The following is a 23,441-nucleotide window of genomic DNA, read 5'->3' on the forward strand; positions in this document are numbered from 1 at the left end:
TTGCTCCTGTCCGGCATCTTTTCGGCGAAACGCAATCCAAGGGTACAGTATCATTCCGGGAGTGTGTGATGCTCAGGAAGCATTCTGGGCTGTCGCGGCATTGCCATGCAGATGCTGACCCGGTAGACTAGGAGAGTCCAATCGATACGGAGAGGTGGCAGAGTGGTTGAATGCACCCGCCTCGAAAGCGGACGTAGCTGAAAGGCTACCGTGAGTTCGAATCTCACCCTCTCCGCCATCCTATGAAAACATAAGGGTTATGGGAGCTGTTACTACTCCTGTTACCGAATTCTGGTCTGATCCACAAAAAACCTGTGCTGACGTCGGTATTCCTCTACGGGAGTATTCTCGTGAGTGCTGGTATTTACATTCGCATCCGCAGGGGCGGACGGGAGCTGCCCGTTCGCCCCTGCGGTTAAGACCAGCAATGGAAGACTCAGGCCCTTTTACGCGTTAGTGAATGGCGAGCCAGAACATCATCAAGGAGGCGTTTACCATGTTCGTCATGTGGTGAATGAGAAGAGAGGCTGGGAGAGACTGTTTTGTTAATATTATTGCGCGGCATCTTAACGAGATCAAGCAGCCTTACAGTCGCAATTAGACTTTCTTCCGTTGATTGAAATCCTGCTCGGTATTGATTTCCCAGATATTTTGTTTGCTTTTGACGCCTGTGAGAATATTCTCGACAGCAACCATGGCGGTCAACATGGAATGGTCCTGATTGTTGTACTTGTGCATGCCATTGCGCCCGATCAGGAAAAGGTTCTCATACCTTTCCATATAGCGCACGATCTCATCGAAACGGTCGTAGGTTCCAAAGTAAGCCGGGTAGGCTTTGGGGACCCGCAAGACGCATGAATCGCGCACTTCGTCGCTCTTCAGAATGCCGATGCTTGCTACCTCATCAATAGCGAATCGTATAAGATCAGTGTCGGATTTCTTCCACAAGGGGTCGGCTTCATAGCAAAAATATTCAAGTCCAATCCACATTTTGGTTGGATCTGCAACTAAGTGCGGACTCCAGTTATTGAAGATTTGGATGCGGCCGACCATTACATCCGGTTCTTGAATGTAGATCCAATTGTCTTTTACGGCAGAGCCGTCGTTTTCAGTGATCAGGAGGCGGTCAACCAGCAAGCCTACGGTAATGAAGTCGCGGTAAACCAGGCCATCCGAGATGGCCTTCACATCTGGCGGCGCTGGAACATCGATAGCACGAATCAGTTCACACACGGGCATCGTAGAGAGAAAGTAATCTCCGTGTACGGTTTCCAACGCCCCATCGGGAGTCAGGGCGCCCAGCGAAACGATACGCGCCGTTCCATCCGAATCGATGTCCACGTGCAGCTTTGTTACCTTCCAGCCCATGCGGATCTCACCGCCGCAGTGGCAGATAAGTTTCGATACGTGTTCCCATAACTGACCGGGACCATATTTTGGATAAAGAAACTCCTCGATGAGCGAGGTCTCAGAGCTCTTCTGCCGAATATCCGTGGAATTCTTACCCGCCAAGAGCCGATTGAAGAAGTGCAGTAGAGCTGTACGTAAAGAAAGGCCTTTGATACGTTGTGCACCCCAGGCGGCGGAAATCTTATCGCAAGAAACACCCCACACTTTCTCGGTATAGCTTTTAAAAAAACTGCGGTAGAGCTCCTGTCCAAAGCGATTGATAAAGAAATCTTCGAGGCTTTTCTCCGGTCTGCGCTGGCGCAATTGCGAACGGAGATAACTTATCAAGATGAGAACGGTGCGACGGCCGCCAAGAAGACGGAATGTCGCGCGTGAGAAAGAAAGAGGATAGTCCAGTAAAGAGCGCATGAAGTAAATTCGGCTCTTACGCGGCCTGACGAGCATGACGCAATCTGCATTTGGAATGGGATTGAGCAGGTGTGAAGATGCAGAGCTGGGCGCTTTTGTGACAATACGCTGTTGGTTTTGATACTGAATCAAGAGATCTGTCTTCTCTTCCCTCCCTTCGATGGGCATGATGCTCATCCACCAGTCCATCACTCGATCGGACTTGGAGAAAAAGCGGTGGCCGCCAATGTCGATGCAATTTCCATTGTGGCGAATGGTGCACGATATTCCGCCAATTCGGTCGGACGCTTCAAGAACGATGGGATGGATTGATGAGTGTCGACAAAACTCCAGAGCTGCCGTCAAGCCCGCTGGTCCTGCGCCGATGATCACTGCAGTGCGGGTTGGTTTCGACATCGTAATGATTACTTAATGTCCTGCGGGTGGCCATCGGATTCACCACACTCCGCATCGGCGGAACACGACAGCTAACTAAGTTGACTCGCAATCCTGGCATAACGCGTTCTTGCAGACGGCGACGCCGCTGTGAGGGCTAGATCTTCCAGTTCCGCCTTCGAGGGTTTGAGCGTAAGCGGAAGGTTTTCCCAATAGAACTTCAACTCATCTGAGCGCCAGAATGCGTAAGTCTTGTGCCACGATTTGCCGGACTCTCCAGCAAAAACCAAATTAGACGGGTTGACGGCGCGTCGCGCATCTTGAAATCTGCAATCAAGTGAAATACGAAGACACTCGGAGCGATTGGGCAGGGCTGCATGAACGGTCAGGCTATGAAATATAAGCACGTCGCCTGCGTTTACACGGCCGCCTACCCATTCTTCTCCCGCGAGTACTCCATCCTGAATCTCTGGAACGTGCAGATTATCTCGTTCGTGGTGCAGAACTCCGAAGCGATGCGATCCCTCCAGTATCTGCAAAGGTCCTGCTTCAATCGGGCAGTCATGCAAGGATATCCATACAGTGAAGAACTCCGGATCTCCACCCATGAATTCGTAGTCCTGGTGTGCATGGACCACCAGGCGCTCGCAGTCTGGAAAGATAAGGCGCCCAATGGGTTTTGGATGAATCAGAACCTGATCGCCGATAAGCATCTCCATGATTTTTCTCAGCGCTGGATGATGTGGCAGAGCATGAAATGATTCCAGGTTAAATACGTCCTGATAGGTCCGTTTAAATGCGGGGTCAGGATCCCCACATGCCATATTAGAATCCGCGATGCGCTCCAGTGGTTCGCGGTCATGGAGAAGCCATCCTGCTGCGGATAACACCCGTGTTATATCGGCAAGCACTGGATCAACAGCTTCACACGGCAAGAGCTCGCGTATGAGCGCATATCCCCTAGTGCTGATTTCTTCCTGCAGTTGCTCCGACGTGATGTTCTCTGCCCGAGTTTCATGAAAAGCTTTCAATCAACTGCCCCCGCCGATTACTGGATTGTGACGACACCATGGTAGTCACGATACACAGTGGAATCGCGGAGCTTGTCTGGAGATCGTATGTCGATTGTCAACAAGTTGTCATGCTCGCCTCTTCGGCATATACGTCGTGATGGAAATGGCGTTGTGACAATCCCATGACCTGCTGGTGACAAAGACTTTGTCTGTGTGGTCCTATGCTTACGATAGCGAGGGCGGAGCGGACATGCGTACTTCGCTTTCCTGTCCTAAATCAGCTCCGCAGAAAAGACGGAATGCAAACGCGGATGGCCACGTTCTCTCAACAGGCACAGTCAAAAGAGGATGAAAAGAATAGGCCTGCAGCCGGTCCAGATTCCCTTCTCTTTGATATGGATTTGCCTCTGCGCGAGACCTTCTATCCTTTGGGCTTCGCTGTTGAAATTCTCACGAACGATCAAGATGTTCTCGCAGCCGCAGAGGATAGCTTCGGCCACGTCGCCGCGTGCAGGACGAATACTAACTTGCAGATCAGAATCGGTATAACAGATGGAATCGATTCTGGAACTCCGCCAACGCCCACCAGGCGGGAGTACAACCATCTATATTCCTTGATCGCTGATGCCTCAAATCAATCGCTGCTCGATCTGAATACTCACACGAACTTTGCGTGGCTGACACGTTCGGCACTCAATAACAGACTCTACTTCCGTTACAACTTCCTTGAGAAGATTGTCTATCTTCTCCTCGGATCTTCCTTAGTAACCGATATTCATGCTGCCTGTGTCGGGAAAAATGGGAAAGGTATCCTATTGTGTGGCAATTCCGGCGCAGGCAAATCAACTCTGGCTTACGCCTGCGCTCGCGTGGGTTGGACCTATACATCCGATGACACGAGCTATCTGGTTAATTCTTCTGATGTTCCATTCGTGATTGGACATGCGCATCGGGTTCGTTTCCGGCCAGCGGCGAGAGATTTATTTCCGGAGCTGAGAGACTTCGAAATCACGCCGCGCATGGAAGGAAAGCCGTCAATCGAGCTACCGGTATCCAGACTTCCGATCTTCAATACCGCAACCGATGCAACAATCCATGCCGTGGTCTATCTCAATCGTTTTCCAGCAGCAATGGGGCGACTTGACCGGTTATCAGACGGTACGGCAACAAGGAGTATGTGCGCGGAACTTTATTCCGCCGGAGAAATCCGCGCGAAGCACGAGAGGTTACTTGAGGTGTTCTTCAATACTCCAACGTATGAGCTTCAATATTGCAGTCTGGATCAGGGTATAGCGCAGCTGGAAGAATTAGTACAAGCCATATAAAGCCGCCGGCACGGGAAGAGATTATCCTTCAAGGTACTACCTTTCTTCTTGATACTGCTGTAAGCCAGATACTTCGGCCGCAATCGGTATCATACAGCAATGTTTTCGAGTCGCTTTCCCAGAACGGTTGAATCTGGTTACAGGGAACATCAGCGATTCTTCGCGTAGTTCCGTCCACTTGGTTACGGAGCCAAAGATTCCAGACACCGTGATCCAGTTGGCTATACGCCATCCATCGCTCGTCGGGTGACAGGGCAGGATAGCGTGTTCCCGGGATGGAGATAGACGAGTTGTTGTGGGTCACATCTGTCAGATATATCTGCGGAAGGCCGTCCCCATCGGTAGCTGAGAACGCATAGTGCTTCTCCGACAACAGTGACGCTTCATAGACGTTCATTTCGAGCGGCGTGAGTTCAGTTTCACTTGCCGCATTGGACAAAACGTTTTTGCGGAGCATCAAGCGTCCGCGGCCATACTCGTCGCGGATGAAAGCAAGACTTTGTTGATCGGCTGACAGCATTGGTTCACGGGCATTCTCTATGAGTGTTTGGGATGGCTGCTGGAGATCTACGATTTGAGAACCGGTGCTCGAAGCCCGTTCCGCCCAGGTATGGCCGGCCCCGCTGGCAAACGACAGCAGATCGTATGAAGCGTCGACATCGGGCTCTTGGTGAACTCTATCCTGAGCTTGTGTGATCAAGCGGTATCCGGCCATCGTGAACGCTGAGAAGCGAACGCCACTCGCAGTCAATTGCGGCCCGCTATTTGCAAATCCTTGCATCTGCAGAGGTATCCGATAGGCATATTCTTCTCGCTCGGCTCGTTCCGTATAAAGCGTGGAACGCATACTCAAGGCTACCGCTGTGACCATCGCAACAGCCCATGCGTAACGAGTCCAATCTCGCGTAGAGTCTTTCCGGCAATCGCGCCAGAGCAAGACATAAATCCCCAAGAGTATCGCGAGCATCAACGGAAGCCTCGGGACGTAGAGCAGAACCCTGAGTCCTTCAACATTTGGTGGCGACGCGATGGAAAACCCAATACCGAGATACGCCACGATCAAGGCACTAAGCCACCAATATTGTCTCCGCGCGAGCAATGTAGATGCGAGTACGCATATGGGAAATACCATGAGAACGAAGTTGTACGACGCGGGAATAGTAGAGATCGTGAGTGCTGCAATCACGAGCGCGGACCACTCAAGGAGAACCCGCTCTTTGCTCCTATCGTCTCTACGAATCAGCAGGATCGCTGGAGCCAAAGCCAGCATCTGTAACCCAGGGGCCAAGAGGGAATACCAGAACGGAGAGTAGTGCCACGGATGTGGATTCCACTGCGGCTCTGAGAGCAGAAGACCATGTAGAACGCCAGAGATCGATGACGACCCCCCATATGTTCCTAAACCCTCACCTCGCATCACCCAGGGAAATATCTCTTGCAACCACGTACGGTGAGCATTCAATCCAAAGATGGCGATAGAAATACTGACTGCAACTAGGCTTGTAATTGCACCAGAGACTAATGCGCGCCAATCTCTCCTCTGAAAGAAAAATACAAACAGCAGAAGAGGAAAGATTTTGCATGCGGCGGCGACCGCTATCAGTGCTCCGGCCAAGATGCGGAGTCCACGTAGATAGCTCCAGCACGCTGCCGTGAGCAGAAGGAGAAGAACAATATAGAACTGCCCGAAGAGCAGATTGCGATGCAAGGGGTAACTGAGTGTAATCACCAAGGCTATGCGCCGGTAGCTCAATCCTGTCATTGCCCGCAACATCCATCCAATGGGCACGAGTAGAGCAAGGTTGATCAGAATCCAGTAATGCTTGGCGGTAAGCGGTGACAGACCGACAAGGGGCCAGACAGCCAGTGTCGAAAATGGGGTGATTGGAAGCAGTCCGATGACGCGGACATCGATAGCGCGATGGTCCTTCTCGCGTTCGACCCAGGGCCACTCATACATGCGCGAGGTGTCGAATCTCTCCTGTGCCAAGTGAGCGGCCAGATAGTAATTCGGGAAGTCGGTGTTCAGCGTCTTCCATGCACGCGGTAACGTATGCACGCACAAGAATAGAGTGCACAGGCAAAGTATGGCATTTTCAAATGTTGAAACAACCTGGCTGTGTGGAACGATCACGCCTCAGGGTACGGCCCACTCCAAGCTAAGTTGTCATTCATTTGTCAAACGAACATATTCCCTTATTGTCCGATTTGTTGTTGGCTGACTTGCTAGTCAACAACACGGCTAGCCACGACTTTTCAGGGTCTCTTCGATAATATCCGTGGCGCGCTTGAGACCGTGGGCAGACAGTATCTCTTTTTGCAGCTTTTGGGCAGCGAACCGATACTTTGGATCGTTCAATATTCTCATCACTGCATTGCGAAGGTGAAGCGCGGTAAGGTCCTTCAAACGAAGCACTTCTGCCACACCCAACCACTCCAATCGAGCTGCAATTGCTGGCTGGTCGAAACACTTTGGCAGAGCGATCATCGGTTTACCTTGTAGCAGAGTTTCAAACACTGTATTCGGGCCAGCGTGCGTAATCACTATATGCGCGAGCCTTAACAGTTCAAGTTGAGGAGCATTTCTCACGACCAGTGGTCTTCCCGGAAGACCCTGGAACACTTCGGGATCACGACGGCCACCGAGAGAAATGACGAGCTGTATTTCCGGTCCGCTGCAAGCCTCAGCAATCAACCGATAAGTACTCAATTCACCCTTCAAAGTCGTCCCAAGGGAGGCGTATACAAGAGGTCGTCCATCAAGGCGATCCCACGGGAAATCGACGGATGATCTTCCAGTGCCATCTACGAAAGGCCCAGTGTAATAGAAGTTGCGAGGTAGTTTCGTTCGTGAAAAGTCGAGACTCTGAGGCAACTGAGTTATGTGCGCTAGCTCGGGATAGACCGAGCTTCTCTCTCGAACAGGGCCTAGTCCAACTCGTCGCCTATACCTGTCCAGTCTCCAACGTACTGGACCCCTCATCCGGAATATTGAAATCTCCACGAAGGCTTTCTTCACAATTGAGAACCACGACTGCGGTGGAGTGATTCTACGGGGAGCAGACCAACCAAAATTGTGTGGAATCGAGGTAGAGATAATGTAATAGGGCACGCGCAATATCTCGGCGAGAGTCGGACCAGACAGCACAATCTCGTCCAGGATGAGTGCCTCAACTCCTGCGCGAATCATGGCCTCAGGGGCCTCACGCAGAGAACTCTCCATTTCCCCAATGATGCGAGAAATGCGAAATCGCAGGTCGGCCAGTCCCAAGGGCCGCTTCTGCCGGCTCTTGGAGCGATTGTCTTTTACTAAGCCTCTGACTTCCGAAAACTCCAGTCCGGCCTCGAGGATCCTTTCCTTCATCTCAAACGGCAGAAAGAATGTAACCCTGTGCCCTCTGGCAACTAATTGCCGGGACAGAGCGATCATCGGATTCAAATGGCCGGTTCCCTGAATGGACAGTACACCGAAGTGTGACATTGGTTTCGTTTGCGAGAGATTGTGGTCTACGGAGACAGTAATCGTCCTTACCTTCATTCAAGTTACGCGAGTCATATCCATACGCATACAGCGATCGAGGTAATCGACAACAGGATGACAATCAAAAGACATGTCCACAATGCCAGGCACAGCGAGACAGAGTAGTTGGACCTTCAATTCGCGGCTTCTATGCAGCTGGCATAGGGTTGAGGGATTATAAGAAAGACTTGGGTCTTTAACTCGCCACAGCCCTCTTGCTTCAGTCTCTCGGTAAATGGCATGTCTTGATCCGCGCAACGTCGATTCATTGCCAGGAGTCATACTTCGTCATTATCCGTATGGATGAGTTACGAGAGGACAACTCCCTTGCCACCCAATCGTACTTGCCCCTTACCTAGAACCTCCTCCGTTCTCTGCAGGAGATCTTTAACCGGTGCCCGTAACCACCGCAAAATGCCGTCAATCCACAATGGTTCAAGTCCCTTTTTCGATGCTGGCGGCAGCCGTTCGAATATCGTCTCAGAGGCAAGCTGTACCTGTCCTGAAATCATTACTAACTCAATGTCTTTAAATGAAAGCCTGGGTAAAGTGTCGGCGGCTTGGCGGCCGGTATCTCGAACGGCGATCAAGTCAGCTGACCCCGACAACCTGATGACGCCTTCGCCGTCTTTCAGCCGGAGCACAGCAGCAGGCGCTTCTGTCACCATTCGATAGACTTTCTCCAATGCGACACCGCACATGTTTGCGGCAAACCGCACCTCATCCAACAGGTCTCCCGTTGCAGTCAATGGAGAGTCGTTTCCGAGGACGAGATTCTCGATCCTGTCAAAAGCAAAGATGTTTGGGAGTCTTTCAAACAGGAACTCGTTCGAAGAAGGACAGACAATGAGAGAGACTCCTCGCTCTCGCATCAGTGCGGCTCCACGATCGTCTATCGCCAGGCCATGGACCAGGACAGTATCTGGCTGTAAGAGGCCGAGTCGATCGAGACTGGAAAGCTCTTCCCTTGCCTGGTCATCTATGCCTTCGCATGCATGCATAATAAAGACGGCTCCCTTCGGTGTCGAAGCATATGCCTGCACAATGTCTCCACCGAGCGCGAGGGAATGTGCCCAGCCGTACTTTTGCACCACCTTAATCGGAAAGTCTGTTTTTTGCAGCTCGGGCCAAAGAACGTCGTGATGGCATACGGTCGTAGCACCACAAAGGAGATTCCGTATGCCACCCCAACGTAAACGAACATCCTTCGGGATCTTACGGTGAATTGCGAGAATGTCTGCAAATTCCGTATGGATGTCTTCTCCCCAATCAACGTAATTTCGATACGGTGGATTTGCCAGCCTGGGAAAGAGAGCGAACTGAAGATGATCGTGTGCGTTGACCAAACCAGGCATCACCATATAGCCATCAAGGTCAATGACGGAACGCGCTGAGGACACATCGTCCTTTAAATATGAGGCGCTTTGAAGTTGAGTTATCCGGCCATCGAGGATGCTTAGCGAAGCATCCATACTGTGACGGGGACCCAGGCAACAGCGAGCCCCGAAAAGAACCACCGGTGCGCCACTGCCCAAAAGTTGTGCAGACTCAACCATGCTTTCTCGCCACGTAGATGCGAAATCGCGAAGGCTCGCGACGACGACTCAACTTTGCGCCCCAGGGACGCATTGCCCACTTCACGCCGTACCATGGAGCGTATGTCGTCCAGGAGATCGACAACTGTTTCTCAAGATCACGGAGACGTTCATCCGTCAGATACTCAAGACTTCTGACAGAATTCGAAGCTGTTCCGAAACGTTTGCGAAATGCGGCCTGACGCTCCGCGATCATCTGTCTGCCACTTTCTTCACAGGAATACCATGGAGTATCGCTGACGATAACGCAACCGTTGCTCCGCACGCAGCGCAAAGCTTCCCGCAGAGTGGCCTCATAATCTTCGGAGTAGTGGAATGAAGCATTAAAGACAGCAGCATCGAACTGCTCGTCTTGAAAAGGCAAATACGTATTCTCGGCTTGGAATCTCGCGATAGGAATTGAAAGATATTTACTATAGTGGGCGGCAGCTCCCAGGCCGTCGTGGTTGTTTGTGAGTAGATCCACCGCGACAGCTCGATGTCCAGCGAGTGCCAGGCGATAGCTCATCCAGCAGTTGCCGGCTCCTAGATCAAGAATTGTCCGAAATGTTTCAACCGGTTGCACGATGTGCCGAGCCAGATAATCGAAACTCTTTGAACGGATTTTCCATTGACTGCTGTTTCTTCCGGTTGTGTCCTCGTAGGGAAGTCCGAGGTAATATTCGTCGCTCGGGCTGCTCCGGCCTTCCGCTGAGCGGATCGCTTCGTAATCCTCTACGAACTGCGAGAAGTGCTGGACACGCTCCGGCGGCAACGCGCGAACAATTCCCCCCCTGTCAATTAGAAAAATGAAATTACACTTTGAGCACTCTGGACCGTTCAAGTGTGCCCTACAGCGCGTGCACTGCAATAGCAGATCCGTAGGAATGACGTTGTTGAATTTTGAATGCTGAGGTTCGTGAACTAAAGGAGATCTCAGCATCTATGCCTTCCAGGATGAGGCTAGTTGCTCTATCGATACAAACGGCGACTTAGAGCGAGAGTTGACTGTTTCTGAAAGGGTGAGGGCGTCCGACTCTCTGCTCACTGGCTCAAGATCAAGAACTGTCTGCCACAACGCTTTCACTCTTGCATCTACTTCCGTAGTTATGGACTCCATGCTCCAGGAGTCAACTTCGGCGTGGAGAGCCTCGCGTACGGCTCTATAAAAATCGGTCTTATAGGCTGCATGAAACATGATGCACAAATCGTCGCTATCGGTCCAATTGCGCTTCAGACCAAGTTCCGCTCGTACACGCTCGTAGAACACAGTGCCAGGCAGAGGATATGAGAACGAAATGCCTATATCGTCGGGGCGCACCTCTCGAACGAAAGCGATTGTCTCCTGCAACTCAGCCCAGGTCTCGCCGGGATATCCGAATTGAAGAAAAAAGCAGGCTCGAATGCCTACTTGTTTCAACCGCTCCCGTGCGGTAATCACTGTTGAAAGATCGAGTCCCTTATCCATAGCATCAAGTATGGCCTGAGCGCCGGACTCAACTCCCATCCACACCTCGGTGCATCCAGCGATCTGAAGGTTCGCCGCTGTTTGTTCACTCATAAGATCAGCGCGCGATTGCACCTTGAATGGTATGGCGGCGTTCCGCTTCGTCACCTCTTCAGCAAGTGCCTCGACCCAGTGATGATTCAGCGCAAAGATATCATCGCCAAACCAGACATGCTCCACTCCCGCGCTCTTCAACAAGCTCATCTCTTCCGCAACGCTATTAGCAGAACGCAAGTGAAAGCGGTTACCCGAGATAGGCTTGGCGCACCAGTTGCAGTGGAAAGGGCAACCGCGGCTAGCGACCATGTTCGTGGAAAAGTAGCCGTGAGTATTGAGCCACGCCGTCCGATAAAGATCCAGGTCGATGAGGTCGCGCGCGGGCGAGGAGAGTTGAGTCCAGGATGGATTCTTAGCCAGATACTGCTCGCTTCTCACGAGTTGGCCCTGATCACCGAGACTCACGAGCCCATCTACCTGGGGGACCGGAACGCCTCGAATGATCGAATCGCATAGTTCTCTTAAAACATTTTCGGCTTCTCCGCACAACACGTAGTCAAAGCCATTCAGAAGAAACAGGCCGGGATTGTCTGTAGCGTCAGAACCATGCACAATCACAACTGCGCCAACTTCTCGAGATGCTTTCGCAATCTCCCAGGCGACTTCTCTCATGCGGGTAAGACACATCTTCGAGAGAAAGTTGAAGTCGTCTTCGTAAACAACAACGATTTTAGGTTGGTGCTTGTGCAGCATAGCCTGAAACTGGATGGACGGTTCTTCGAGCATCGCGTCGAAGACTGCAACGCGAATACCCTGTTCGCGCAGCGCAGTAGCCGCGTAAAGTGTGCCAATCGGCGTGTACGGCTGCATCTTACGTAGTTGCTTCGCGTCGTAAGGAAGATGATACGAATGCGTTAGCAGGACATCAGTCAAGAATCACCTCGAGAATCGGTCGGCGGTGGATTTGAAATCCCGCGTATCCAAGTCATTTGCAATGGATGTTGACGCACCCTGCGGATACACTAGCCTCACTTCGCACGGCGTTTGTCTCGACAATGTCATGTCAATGTCAGCTTTTAATAAGAGGGATTAAGTCTCATAAATGTCCTAGCTGATCGCGCTTTACAGCAATGTAATGAGCGGAATAAGGGCTAGCAGGAACGCTGGCGCTCAGTCGTTCAGTGATTTCGATGCCCGACGACAGTACCGCCCCTATCTTGTCTGGATTATTGGTCATCAATCTCAGTGAGGTGACTTTGAGAAACCTGATGATCTCCACGACAAGCCGATAGTCGCGCAGATCGACTGCATGGCCTAGCATCCGGTTGGCTTCAATGGTATCGAGGCCATCATCTTGGAGCGCATAGGCACGTAACTTCTCCATCAGACCGATGCCTCGGCCTTCCTGCTGTTCGTAGAGCAATACTCCTGCGCCTTGATCGGCTATCGTTTGCAATGCCAGGTGAAGCTGGTCATGGCAATCGCATCGCAGTGAATGGAAGACATCTCCAGTAGCACATTGTGAGTGGATACGAACAACGGGCGGAGTGCTGTGAATGTCACCCAGTACAAGCGCGACGGCGCTTTCCTGGTGCTCCTGTATTACTCCTTTCGATGGAAGGGTTCTCTGAAACGCCAGAAGGCGAAAGTGAGCCCAGCGCGTTGGGAAATCGATGTCGGCGATTGGTTGCAGCGTTGTAAGCGTGCATAAATCATAAGAAACCTTCAATTCTTCCCCCTGTAGCGGCCGCAGCAACGATCGCAAATCATCCTCGAGTACCGTTAATAGCGGCGATCTACTGTTCCGTGCGCCGAAGTTGATACAGCACATGGTCTCCGAAGGCCGCCATCCGATGCGACAGAACACGGTCTAGCGATTCCATTGCAGAAAGCAGCCGAGGTTGCTTGGTGATCCACGGCTCAGCCGCGCTGGGTGGCACAGTGATGCCAATACCAATTCTCTTCTCAAGCACAAACCACGGGGCAAACGCGCGCCTGATCGAGGCAGAGCGATGGTAGACAACATGAAACTCACGCTTTGCGATCTTTGCCCGAACGTTGCCTTGCTTGCAGCGGCGAAGCGCCTCTCTCGGACGGCCACGAAGGATCTCGATGAGCATTTCAGCGGGACAAAACGTGCCAAACACAACCAGCATTGCGACAGCTCCTGGCTTGAGTAGCCGTGCGAGGCCACGCGCCGCAGGCACGAGGTCGTCAACGCAGTTAAGCGGAGCAAAATTGGAGAAGGCGCCGTCAAACAGCGGTCTTTCATCAGCGAGGTAGCGTTCCGCAAAATCTTCCATTTCCTCTGCAGCGGCAACCTCTGCTGAAGAGCTCAGCGGCGTCAGCCTGGATTGCGCCAGTGCCACCATGGCCGGTGAAGGGTCCGTAAGAACGACATCGAAGCCGTGCTCTGCAAGAAAAGCAGCATCCAGTCCGGTGCCTCCACCAATCTCAAGCACGCGGCCTCGAGACGGGAACTGTCGCAGCAATGCTGCGCGCACGGCGCGACGCTGCGCAGCAACGCTTTCCCAAACGCCGAACCGCTTATCGAAGATGGGTGCGACCGCGTCGAATGCGATGGCTGCAGGACGGAGCATAGGGCTGCTCATGGAAGCCTCTCCAGCAATTGCCGCCAACGGAAGGACTCCCAGAAATAGCAGGTTCCTTCTCGTAAGTGAAATAACAGGCGGGATAAGATCACGCGGCACTGCAGGCGGTAGCGGGCGATACGGGTCGAGAGAGTCTCGTTAGCGGTGGCTCGTATCACCGGTAGAGGCAGGCGCAACGGTAGCAAGATCTTTCTAAGAGAATGTTTACCGGGAAGGCCGGCATTCTCAAGCTCCTTTTTCAATAGCAGATGAAGCTTTGTGCCCGGAGGCTTTCCGAAGACGATGCGATGGCCATATACGTCTACCCAGAGCCGCACGGAAGGCGGGAGAATCTGGACGGTCCAGTCTGTGAGCTCTCTGGGAGCAAAGTCACCCATGATGGAGGTAAGCAAATATGTGACGACGCCTATTCCCAGGCAAGCCTTGCGGTTGACCGCTGGATTGCAACGAAGTTCTAACCAGAACGCAGGATCATCGCGCCGGGAGGCTATATGACGATAGAACTCGAGAAGATGCGAGGCGCGGGAGAATGGGCTGCTTACGTCCTTGAAGGCATGCAATGCATGCCCCAGGAAAAGATCGACAGGCGAAAGCACCGGCATCAGAATGCCGGATACCTCACGGTAGATGACTCGGCTTAGACGGGAGGAGTCTCCAGAATCCTCTGGTTCTACATGCAGCTCTACGGCCTGCTCAGGCGAAGGCTTGTACATGTCTTTAAGCGAGCCATGTGGTACTTCGTTGACTCTGAACTCCCAGCTCTTGCCACTGATGGCATATAGACGGTAACCCCTGCTCTGAAGAGTTTTGCTGGCGTCGAATATGCTCTTTTCCGAGACGAGAAAATCGAGATCGAACTGATGCCTCAATTCCGGCCGCGGGACAGCATTAGGACAGAGCGATAGACCTTTCAGGACAGCGTAAGAATGACCTGCCCGTTGGAACTCCCGCTGGATCGCAATAGACTCCTTCACCATGCTCTGAGTGCGTTTCTCGTTGTCGATGGTATTTTTCCTGAGACGATCAACAACGGCAGGAGGAAGTCTATCGTGTAATCCGAGTTCAACAAGTCGATCCAACAAGTACAACGCAAGTCCACTCACATCCAGCCAATAAAATAACCTATGCCACTCTTTGCCGGTGAGACGAAATAGCCGCTGACACTCGTCAGGTATGGGATCGAGAAAGATGAGCAACACGGCTCGCCGTATCAACCGCACTCTGCTCAGGGGCTTCCTTTCCCTGGCAATGTTTGGTCTGTCGATCGACACGGCCGGCTTATTTTGTAAATACGGCATGCGCTGTTGCAGTGAAGCGGACTTTAGCATACCCCAGGTTTCAGTCTTAGAGGGAGTTTCTGGACCATGCAGCGGCGTCAAGCAGATGCCTCTTTCCAGTTCTTTTTTCTCCTGCGCAATGAAGTGTATGCGCCGGCCCGACCTCAAGAAACAGGCCGTGATGCGACATTAGCAAGCTCCGGTGGAGAAATTGTCATGTGTTGGTCAAAGGATTGTCAGGAGCTTTGCCGAAGCAACTATTGCATCCCAGTGATAACGCGGCGGCGTCTTTAGGGTTGGAGGCGGTGTCCAGCGTCATGTTGCGCCCGGGCCGGCGGCTAGTGAATATCGCCGAGGCTTGCCAAAATCGATTCGTCCGTCAGATGATCACGACGAGCAGTAATAGTCTCGCAGGCGACCAATCTTCGGCTCTTTGGGGGCACACGCTACGATTCCAATGACGAGTTTGTCGATGGCGGAGTGGAAGCGCCACGAAGAATGCCGCCTCCATAAACATCTAACTCGCCATAGCCCAGATTGTCTACGAGGATGAAGACGATGTTTGGCTTTTTACTTGGCGCTGGAAACTGCGTCTCTGGACTCTGAGCCCGGCTTTCATAGGGTCACAGAAAATCCGGCAAACATTGCGGTACAGATCGCCAATGTTCGGCATAGTCGCTTCATGACTTCCTGCTTTCCCGGCTCTTGCGTTCCTATACGTTCTCAGTCATTTGCGTCTTGCACATGCTGTTGCGCCTTTTGCATCTGCTTGATCTTCTTGTTTATTCCCTCGGTGATCTGATCGACGGAAAAACTTGCCGGCAATTGGCTTGGCGGATATTCGATAAAGGTGTGGAGGAATACCGCAGTCCTCCTGATCCCCTCGAAGGCTACATATCCGTTGTCGTTCCTCCATTCGTCATATTCCGCACCTGAAATCTCGGCGTGTTCGAGGGGGTCCATCCGCAGATTGAACATTCTGGGAGCACGCAGGCAGGTGAAGGGATTGGACCTGACGTCGAGCTGGCCGGGCTGTCGTTGATCTCCCAGGTTGTCAGGAAAGAGGTATTCCACAGCTTCTTCTTGTCGAGCGAATAGCCTGCGCCGCCCTGGATCTGTTGCTCCCAGAACCCCAGGCCGGGATTCAACGGCGAGGATGGATCAAAGCTGCCGGTGGGCGCGTAGAAGCCATAGTTGACTGTGTAATTTGCGTTCCCCTTTTCCCAGCCAAGCACGAGGGGGGAGAAATAGATGTCCGACAAACCACCCGATTCAGCGGAAGCATTGAGGAGATTTGCGGTGAAGCGTGTGTTGACCAAGGGGACAATGACGCTAATTCCGTATTCTGCTCCGAGAATCTTCTTCGGCGTGGTTGCGGCGATCGCAATCATGTCGGCGAAGATATTGATGTCGGGTCTGGCGAACGTGGCCCCCTCCGGCCCCTTCAACGCATTCACGCGCTCTACAATCGGCATATTACCGATGTAAAATCCGGGCGGCGCGGTCGATCCGTTATCAAGGCCGGTGGCCCCACCGATGTAGTGGCCGGCCTGTTGCGCGCAGACCCTTGGCGCCACCAGGAAGCCAGGGATCGAAAGAGCAACGGAAATCATGAGCAATACACGCGCATGGGGTTTCAAGAAAACCTCCATCAGCAGTGAATCGAGTGAACCTAGTGCACTCGTATGCGATCTTCTCGTTTTTTACGATTCAATGGCCCGAAAATCGGAGAAAGATCCGAGGCTGCCCAACCGGTTTGCGTTGGACCGAGATGGAGGTAGAGGTCGCTCCAGGTCCTTTGGGAACCATCGCCGATTCGCAACAACCCTACGCTGGTGACTACTATGCCGACACTGGCAGAATTGACAGTTTACCGAGAGGCTGATGATCGGCAGGCGTCCTTCAGATCAGGACCGAGGATCGACGAACACAAGTCGCCTTGCGTCCTTCAATCAGAACCCATCCACTCGAGAAGAACTTCCGGCAGACGCGATGATTCAGCCAGCTTGAGTCGCCTACCTTGAGTAGTTGCAGTCCTAAAGCGGCGTCGCTCGAAACGGGGGGAGTGAACTCGATAGTTTAGTGTTGCGGAAGCTCACTGGGATGCTGAAGCCAAGGCTGCTGCACACTGTTCCGCATGCAGGGCGACTTGATCTGTGTATACGCGATGACGTAATCAAACAGACTACGGATGAGTTCCTGTCCGGTTGATAGCATGCTCATCCTTTGGGCGACTTCACATTTTTGAACACTGTGACCATTAAGTCGATAGGGAATACGCTGAAGAGGCTCATATGGTCGCCTCTTAAGAGCTCCTGAACATCTCGTTTGAGCGTCCACAAAGCGAAGCCTGCCCGATGACGCCGGATTTAGATAGCAGCAAGGCGTGAATTGCATGTGATTTGCTGAGATACTCGCGGCATTGCATTTGAATTCCAGAGCCTTTGTAATGCGCGCACGCTGTCTAACACTTTTCGGCAGTGCGGGCTCAGGGCAGCAGCCTGAACACGTTGCTCAGCTTCGCTGCACGCTCTTCTCAGGCTCGATGCTCGATTGGGCGTGCGTGCTGTCAGCGGAAGAAACAATTTGACAGTGTAGCGATATGTGATATACAAGACACATGCGCAAGCGCGGCTATAGATTCGTTGATGGTTCTGTTGCCGCAGCGGTGTGCCTCCTTCCTTGTCGATGTCGCTAACGGCATCCAACTCAATTCCATTCTCATCCGTATCGAGCTATAGCTGACGCGCGAAGTCACGATGCATTGCTTGGTTTCGTGTATCTGAAATCTGCGCATTCTCCTGGTTGTTCCGCAGTGTGAATTTGTGCGTCCCGGCTCGCCCTTGACCTGCGTGCATTTGCACGTGCAGCCAGCGCATTCTCACGCGCCGAGAGATGAAAAATGATTTCAAAAAAGATTTCCACGCTCCTATTTGCATTTTTCCTGTTCGCATTGCCAGTGCGCTCCATCTTTGGGCAAACACTCACCAGCGCAACCGTTGTTGGCACGGTGAGAGACACAAGTGGCGCTGTTCTGGCGGGCGCTACGGTTCGCATCCGACAGCCGCAGACGGACGCTATCAGTACTACCGTCAGCGGCTCGACCGGACAATATCGCTTCCCGTTTCTCAAGCCTGGCGACTACGAAATTTCAGCGGAGGCCAACGGACTTTCGGGAGCACCAGTGATTATCCATCTGCTGGTGGGACAGGAGCAGTCTGTCGATGTGGCGCTTTCCGTATCGTCCGTAAGCCAGACGGTTCACGTGGAAGGCGGGAATGCTCTGCTGCAAACAGAAAACGGAAATAACCTGACGGACTACAACCTGCACTACGTGGAAAATACGCCGATCAATGGCGGCGACATCACCAACGTCGCGTTTTCTACGCCGGGCGTGCGCGTGAATGTGGGGGGCGGCAACACAAACTTCAACGTCAACGGCCTTCCCTTCAGCTCGGTGCTTTTTACCTACAACGGCGCCGACATTGTCGAACCGTACAACCTGAACAACAAGTCGGGATCGAGCAACAACACACTGGGGCAGAATGATGTTGCGGAAGCATCGGTGATTACGAATGCTTATAGCGCGCAATATGGGCGCATGGCCGGCGCTCAGGTGAACTACATCAGCAAGTCCGGCACCAACAGGTTCCACGGCAACCTGGTAGAAAATTACAACGGCGACGTGTTGAATGCGAATGACTATTTCAGCAACGCGTCGAACACGCCGCGCGGTCGCGCGGTTGCCAATCAGTATGCCGGATCAGTTGGCGGGCCGATCAAGAAAGACAAGATCAGCTTCTTCTTCAACTACGAGGGTTTGCGCTACGCGCTGCCGACCAACAAGGTGGTTTCGCTTCCGTCGACGTCATTGCAGAGCTATGTTCTGGCTAACCTGCCGAGTGCATCCGTGCCGTACTACCAGGACCTCTTCAAGTTGTATAACGCGGCGCCGGGAATTAATCGCGCTGTTGCTGTGACGAATGGGACGGGCCAACTGCAGGATGGTACGGGCAACTCAGGCTGCGGAAAGAACAATGGATTGACCGGAGTTACAGCGCCAGGCGGGGGCACGTTTGGCGGCGCAGATGGCGTTTCGTGCGCTGTGGCTTTTGTTTCCACGGCATCAAGCGTGAACACGGAATATCTGACGAGTGGCCGCGTGGACTGGAACATCAATACCAAGCAGAAACTCTACTTCCGCATCAGCCGCGACTATGGAGTGCAGGCCAGCAGCACCAGTCCCATCAGCCCTTTGTTCAATGGCTTCAGTCCGCAGCCGTGGGTGATTCCGCAACTGAACTACACCTACGCCATCACACCGAACCTGGTGAACAACCTGGTGCTGAATGGCAACTACTACTCAGCTATATTCTACGGATCGAGCAACTTTCCGGAGGCGCAATCGGCGCTTCCGCTGGCCTTCAGTTTCTCGGATGGCGGCGCGGGAGACGCGGGGTTCCAGGCTCTGGGACCGGCAGCGCCGGAAGGTCGTCTGGGCCAGCAGCTCGGCATTATCGATGATCTCTCATGGGCGCACGGAAAGCACACACTGCAATTCGGTGTGAACAACCGCAACAACCGGATTACGAGCACGGCGAATCAGACGGGAACGATTATTGGAACCTATGCGTTCGGCAGCGTAGCTGATTTTGCCGAGGGTAACATTGCCGATGCGAAGAATTACAACAGCTTCACGCAGTCGTTCCCGCTGCTGCCCACGGTTCATCTTCGCGTTGACTCGCTGGGATTTTATGGTCAGGATGAGTGGGCGATTCTGAGGAATCTGAAGCTGACCTATGGCGCACGGTTCGAGTATCAGGGAAATCCCTGGTGCAAGGAAGCGTGCTACTCGCGTGCAAACACGGAGTTTCTGGCGGACGGCTATGAGGCGGGAAGCAATGTGGCATACAACACGACACTGCAGACGGGAATCCACACTAACTTCACCCACTTCGAAGGTGTGATTCCAGAGCCGCGCGTGGCCGTTGCGTACTCGCCATTCGGCGAAGGCAAGACGGTAGTTCGTGGCGGCATCGGGCTGTTTGCCAATACGATTGCCGCCAGCATTGCCGCCAACATTTACGGAAATGCGCCCAACAAATTTTCGCCGAAAGTGACCAACGGAATTGTGGGCCTGACGAGCGACAGCGGCTCATCGCAAGCCGCCGCCGTTGCCTCAAACACTGCCTTTCAGACGGGTTTCTCGCAGGGTGATACGTTAAATGAACTCAAGGCAGCGGTACCGAGCGGGGTTACATTCTCAACGCCGACGCTCTACGTAAATCCCAATCGCTTTCATACCATCAAGACGCTGGAGTGGAGCTTTGAAGTTGAGCAGCCGCTGACGCATCGCGATGTGTTTTCCATTGCATATGCCGGCAATCACGGCTACAACGAGTCTATTTCCAACACCGCGCCAAATGGCTGGGCGGCAAATGGATTCGGCGGACTACCGACTGCGATTCCTGATCCGCGCTTCGCTACAGTCACGCAGGTCTTTGACGAGGGCTATTCGCGTTACAACGGCGTCACCCTTGTGGAACGGCACGCGTTGTCGCACAACCTGCAGGGACAGGCCAGCTACACGTGGAGCAAAGCGCTTCAGCTAGGCACGATTTACAACCCGACGGTCTACGCACTGAATGGGCTGGTTGCCACCGGAACACCGGATCAGAATTACGGTCCGGCGGCTTTCGACACGCGGCACAACTTTACAGCGGATCTTGTCTACTCCACGCCGCGGCTAAGCAACGCATATTTGAACAGGGGTCTGAGCAACTGGAAACTGGGCGGCAAAGTATATCTCTACAGCGGCCGGCCATTTGCGGTGACGAACAGCGGTGTGAGCACGGCCAATGTGTTTTCAAGCTCCTTCACTGGCACAGTGCTCGCGGACACAACGAATCATTCGGTGATTGGAATTCATTGCGGCAAGGGAGCCGTGACCACGCCCTGCCTGAGCACCAGCGACTTCGCTCCTGCAACGGCCACAGGATCGACTCCAGCGCAGTCGGACTGGGGCAACACGAAGCCAGACAGCTTCCGCGGACCAGGCTTCGCGTCCTTTTCTGCGCAGCTCGGCAAAGAGATTCGCGTCACCGAAAGCACGCGCTTTGAAATTGGCGCCTCAGCCTACAACTTGTTTAATCATCCGAATTTCGGCGTGCCAAATTCGGATGTGAACAAGGGGCAGACCCTGGGCACGGTCACGACGGATGTGAGCGTTCCGACCAGCATTTACGGAACCGGGCAAGGGGCAATCGTTTCCGGGCGCGTTCTGGTGGTCTACGGCAAGTTCATCTTCTAACCGCGCGAGGCCGCACTTGCGGCCTCTACGCGCTTCGATTTGGAGCATACGCAATGCGAAAAATACTGTTGATGATTCTACTGGCCTCGCCTGTGTTGCTCACGGCACAGGCGCAGAAGCTGACGATCGATGATTTGCTGGGCGCAGGATCTGGCGGCGGCTACGCACGTAGCGGTGGCGAGGTGACAACACCGGATGGGAAGTACACCGTCACGCTCGACAAAGGACAGATTGCACTCAAGCCCGCAGACGGCGGAGCAGAGAAGCTGCTGACGTCATCGCCTGAACCCAAGTCCGAGCTTGTACTCGCGCCGGATGGCCTGCATGCGGCCTACATAAGCAAAGGCCAGGTGTGGTCGGTCGCCCTCGATGGAGGCGATCCTGTTCAACTGACTCACGACCCGGCAGGCCCGGGCGACCCGCGCGGCGCCACGGACCATCATCCGCAGTGGAATCCCAAGGGGAAGTGGATTCTCTATGAGTCCGGTCAGAAGGGGTTCAATGAACTCTATGTCGTGAGCGAAAACGGCAAGACACTCAACCTGCTGGCCGCGACGGAGATTTATCACGGCGCCGATTTGATTGCGAGTTCCGCGCCGGATCGCGGCGACGCGGTCTCTTCCGACCGCTTCGATCCGCGGCCGCTCTGGGCTCCGGATGGAACACGTGTCTCGTATACGGAGCGCTCGCGCGAGTTTTTCTCAGGCAAGCTCAAGGTGCTTCCATTCAATCAGAACACTGGAAGCGCAGCGGGTCCAGCGATTGATGTGTATGTGGCAAAGAATGATCCCGGCGGCGCGTGGGCTATCAACACAGCTGCATGGTCGCCGGACAGCCGCACGCTCGCCGTCGTTCTGCAGGAAACGCATTGGGACAAGATCTGGATCATCCCCGCGACTGGCGGAAAGCCAACGCAACTGACCTTCGGAACCGGGGAGGATGAAGAGCCAGTGTACTCGCCCGATGGCAAGTGGATCGCATTCGAGTCCAACCGCGGTATCGCGGAAGAGCGGCATATCTGGGCGGTTCCAGCATCCGGCGGCGAAGCCCATCGGATCACGAATCTGAAAGGTTTTGAAAGCGGGCTGCGCTGGACCGCTGACAGCAACTCAATTCACTTCCAGTGGCGATCCACACTCGGCGCATCGGCAACGTACATTGCCGCCGTCTCAGGCAAAGGCGAACCGCAGCTGCAGGGCTCAGTCCGTCCTTCCCGCTTTGAAGAACTCGGCATTGTGCCTGAGGTTGTGCACTACAACAGCAAGGATGGCCTCCCGTTGGCCGGGATTCTCTACAAGCCGATAGGCTATCAAGCGGGCAAACACTATCCGGCTGTGATTCTTGCGCACGGCGGCCCGGAAGGCCAGGTAACTTTGAGCATTGCACCGTGGTCCATCTTTCTTGCGGACCAGGGTTACGTAGTGCTTGAGCCGAATTTTCGCGGCGGCACCGGCTATGGCGAGCGATTCCGCAACGCGAATGTCGAGGACTCCGGCGGCGGCGAGATTGATGACATTGCCGCATCCGTAAAGTACCTGGTGGATGCGGGCCTGGCAGATCCGAAGCGTGTCGGGATCTCCGGCGGCAGCCATGGAGGCACTGTAGTAGCCAACGCGGTGGCAAAACTGCCGGACACCTTTGCTGTGGGCATTGAGAAGTTCGGCGTTGTCGATCGCGCGCTCTTCCTGCGCTATACCAATCGCAACTCCGCGATTCGCTGGGAGACCAAGATGGGCGGACCTCCAGAGAAGAAACCTGCTGTCTATCGCAAGGCAAACATTCTTCCAGATGTCGCCGATATCAAAACCCCGCTCCTGATTCTTCACGGTGAAGAAGATCCGCAGGTGCCTCCGCAGGAGTCGCAGGAGCTTGCCGCAGCGCTTAAACAGAAGGGAAAAATCTATACCTACATCACATATCCAGGCGAAGGCCACGGCTTCCAGCAGCGCGAACACAGGCGCGATGCGTTTGAAAAGGAACTTGCGTACCTGAACAAATATCTGCAACCGGAATCGGCGCAATGACACGGCGCATGGACCACGATCGAGTGATTCGAACGTGGTCCATGCCTAACGATAGAGAATGAATTTTCGCCGCGAGGCGAGCCCACCCT

Annotated in this window: 14 protein-coding genes and 1 tRNA gene; 4 read left to right on the forward strand and 11 right to left on the reverse strand. The window is 53.6% G+C overall.

The genetic code is table 11. The annotated features are described in order from the left end of the window. Positions 1-148: 148 nt before the first annotated feature. Positions 149-238: transfer RNA gene (locus tag VO84_RS05335), tRNA-Ser, on the forward strand. A gap of 359 nt (positions 239-597) precedes the next feature. On the opposite strand, the gene VO84_RS05340 is transcribed toward VO84_RS05335, so the two are convergent. Beyond that, positions 598-2,214, reverse strand: a complete 1,617-nt coding sequence (locus VO84_RS05340; protein ID WP_058186259.1) for an NAD(P)/FAD-dependent oxidoreductase — start codon at positions 2,212-2,214, stop codon at positions 598-600. A gap of 71 nt (positions 2,215-2,285) precedes the next feature. Beyond that, positions 2,286-3,224 (reverse strand): phytanoyl-CoA dioxygenase family protein, encoded by a 939-nt coding sequence (locus tag VO84_RS22025; RefSeq protein WP_082661732.1) that lies wholly within the window; start codon positions 3,222-3,224, stop codon positions 2,286-2,288. Positions 3,225-3,517: 293 nt separating this feature from the next. On the opposite strand from VO84_RS22025, the gene VO84_RS05350 reads away from it, so the two are divergent. Beyond that, a complete protein-coding gene (locus tag VO84_RS05350) occupies positions 3,518-4,531 on the forward strand; it encodes a hypothetical protein (RefSeq protein WP_058186508.1) in 1,014 nt (337 codons plus the stop codon). 28 nt (positions 4,532-4,559) lie between these two features. Here the strand turns inward: VO84_RS05350 and VO84_RS05355 are convergent, their stop codons facing one another. The 9 genes from VO84_RS05355 to VO84_RS05395 form a co-directional block, all read right to left on the reverse strand. Further along, positions 4,560-6,590, reverse strand: a complete 2,031-nt coding sequence (locus VO84_RS05355; protein ID WP_082661768.1) for a glycosyltransferase family 87 protein — start codon at positions 6,588-6,590, stop codon at positions 4,560-4,562. Positions 6,591-6,773: 183 nt separating this feature from the next. Beyond that, on the reverse strand, positions 6,774-8,069 hold the full coding sequence (locus VO84_RS05360; RefSeq protein WP_058186261.1) for a glycosyltransferase: 1,296 nt from the start codon (positions 8,067-8,069) through the stop codon (positions 6,774-6,776). 290 nt (positions 8,070-8,359) lie between these two features. Continuing rightward, positions 8,360-9,607, reverse strand: coding sequence for an amidohydrolase family protein (locus tag VO84_RS05365; protein WP_058186262.1), 1,248 nt, complete (start codon positions 9,605-9,607; stop codon positions 8,360-8,362). Then, positions 9,600-10,400, reverse strand: a complete 801-nt coding sequence (locus VO84_RS05370) for a class I SAM-dependent methyltransferase (RefSeq protein WP_231737791.1) — start codon at positions 10,398-10,400, stop codon at positions 9,600-9,602. The genes VO84_RS05365 and VO84_RS05370 overlap by 8 nt, the downstream gene beginning before the upstream one ends. Before the next feature lie 168 nt (positions 10,401-10,568). After that, on the reverse strand, positions 10,569-12,062 hold the full coding sequence (locus VO84_RS05375) for a B12-binding domain-containing radical SAM protein (RefSeq protein WP_058186264.1): 1,494 nt from the start codon (positions 12,060-12,062) through the stop codon (positions 10,569-10,571). A gap of 163 nt (positions 12,063-12,225) precedes the next feature. Then, on the reverse strand, positions 12,226-12,858 hold the full coding sequence (locus VO84_RS05380) for a GTP cyclohydrolase II (protein WP_058186513.1): 633 nt from the start codon (positions 12,856-12,858) through the stop codon (positions 12,226-12,228). 67 nt (positions 12,859-12,925) lie between these two features. Then, the gene (locus tag VO84_RS05385) at positions 12,926-13,741 is read right to left on the reverse strand and encodes a class I SAM-dependent methyltransferase (protein ID WP_058186265.1); all 816 of its coding nucleotides are present in this window, start codon (positions 13,739-13,741) and stop codon (positions 12,926-12,928) included. After that, positions 13,738-15,120, reverse strand: a complete 1,383-nt coding sequence (locus VO84_RS05390; RefSeq protein WP_231737792.1) for a nucleotidyltransferase family protein — start codon at positions 15,118-15,120, stop codon at positions 13,738-13,740. Before VO84_RS05390 ends, VO84_RS05385 begins: the two co-directional genes overlap by 4 nt. A 788-nt stretch (positions 15,121-15,908) precedes the next feature. Further along, positions 15,909-16,658, reverse strand: a complete 750-nt coding sequence (locus tag VO84_RS05395) for a SphA family protein (protein WP_197413905.1) — start codon at positions 16,656-16,658, stop codon at positions 15,909-15,911. A 1,319-nt stretch (positions 16,659-17,977) separates the two neighbouring features. Between VO84_RS05395 and VO84_RS05400 the strand changes: the two genes are divergently transcribed. Both VO84_RS05400 and VO84_RS05405 read left to right on the forward strand, forming a co-directional pair. After that, complete coding sequence (locus tag VO84_RS05400) at positions 17,978-21,328, forward strand: TonB-dependent receptor (protein ID WP_408033305.1); 3,351 nt, start codon at positions 17,978-17,980, stop codon at positions 21,326-21,328. Positions 21,329-21,381: 53 nt separating this feature from the next. Beyond that, entirely contained in the window at positions 21,382-23,352 is a 1,971-nt protein-coding gene (locus VO84_RS05405) for a S9 family peptidase (RefSeq protein ID WP_082661735.1), read from the forward strand. Positions 23,353-23,441: the final 89 nt, after the last annotated feature.

Origin of the sequence: Occallatibacter gabretensis (assembly GCF_001449115.1) — a bacterium.
In the GTDB taxonomy this organism is placed as follows: domain Bacteria; phylum Acidobacteriota; class Terriglobia; order Terriglobales; family Acidobacteriaceae; genus Telmatobacter; species Telmatobacter gabretensis.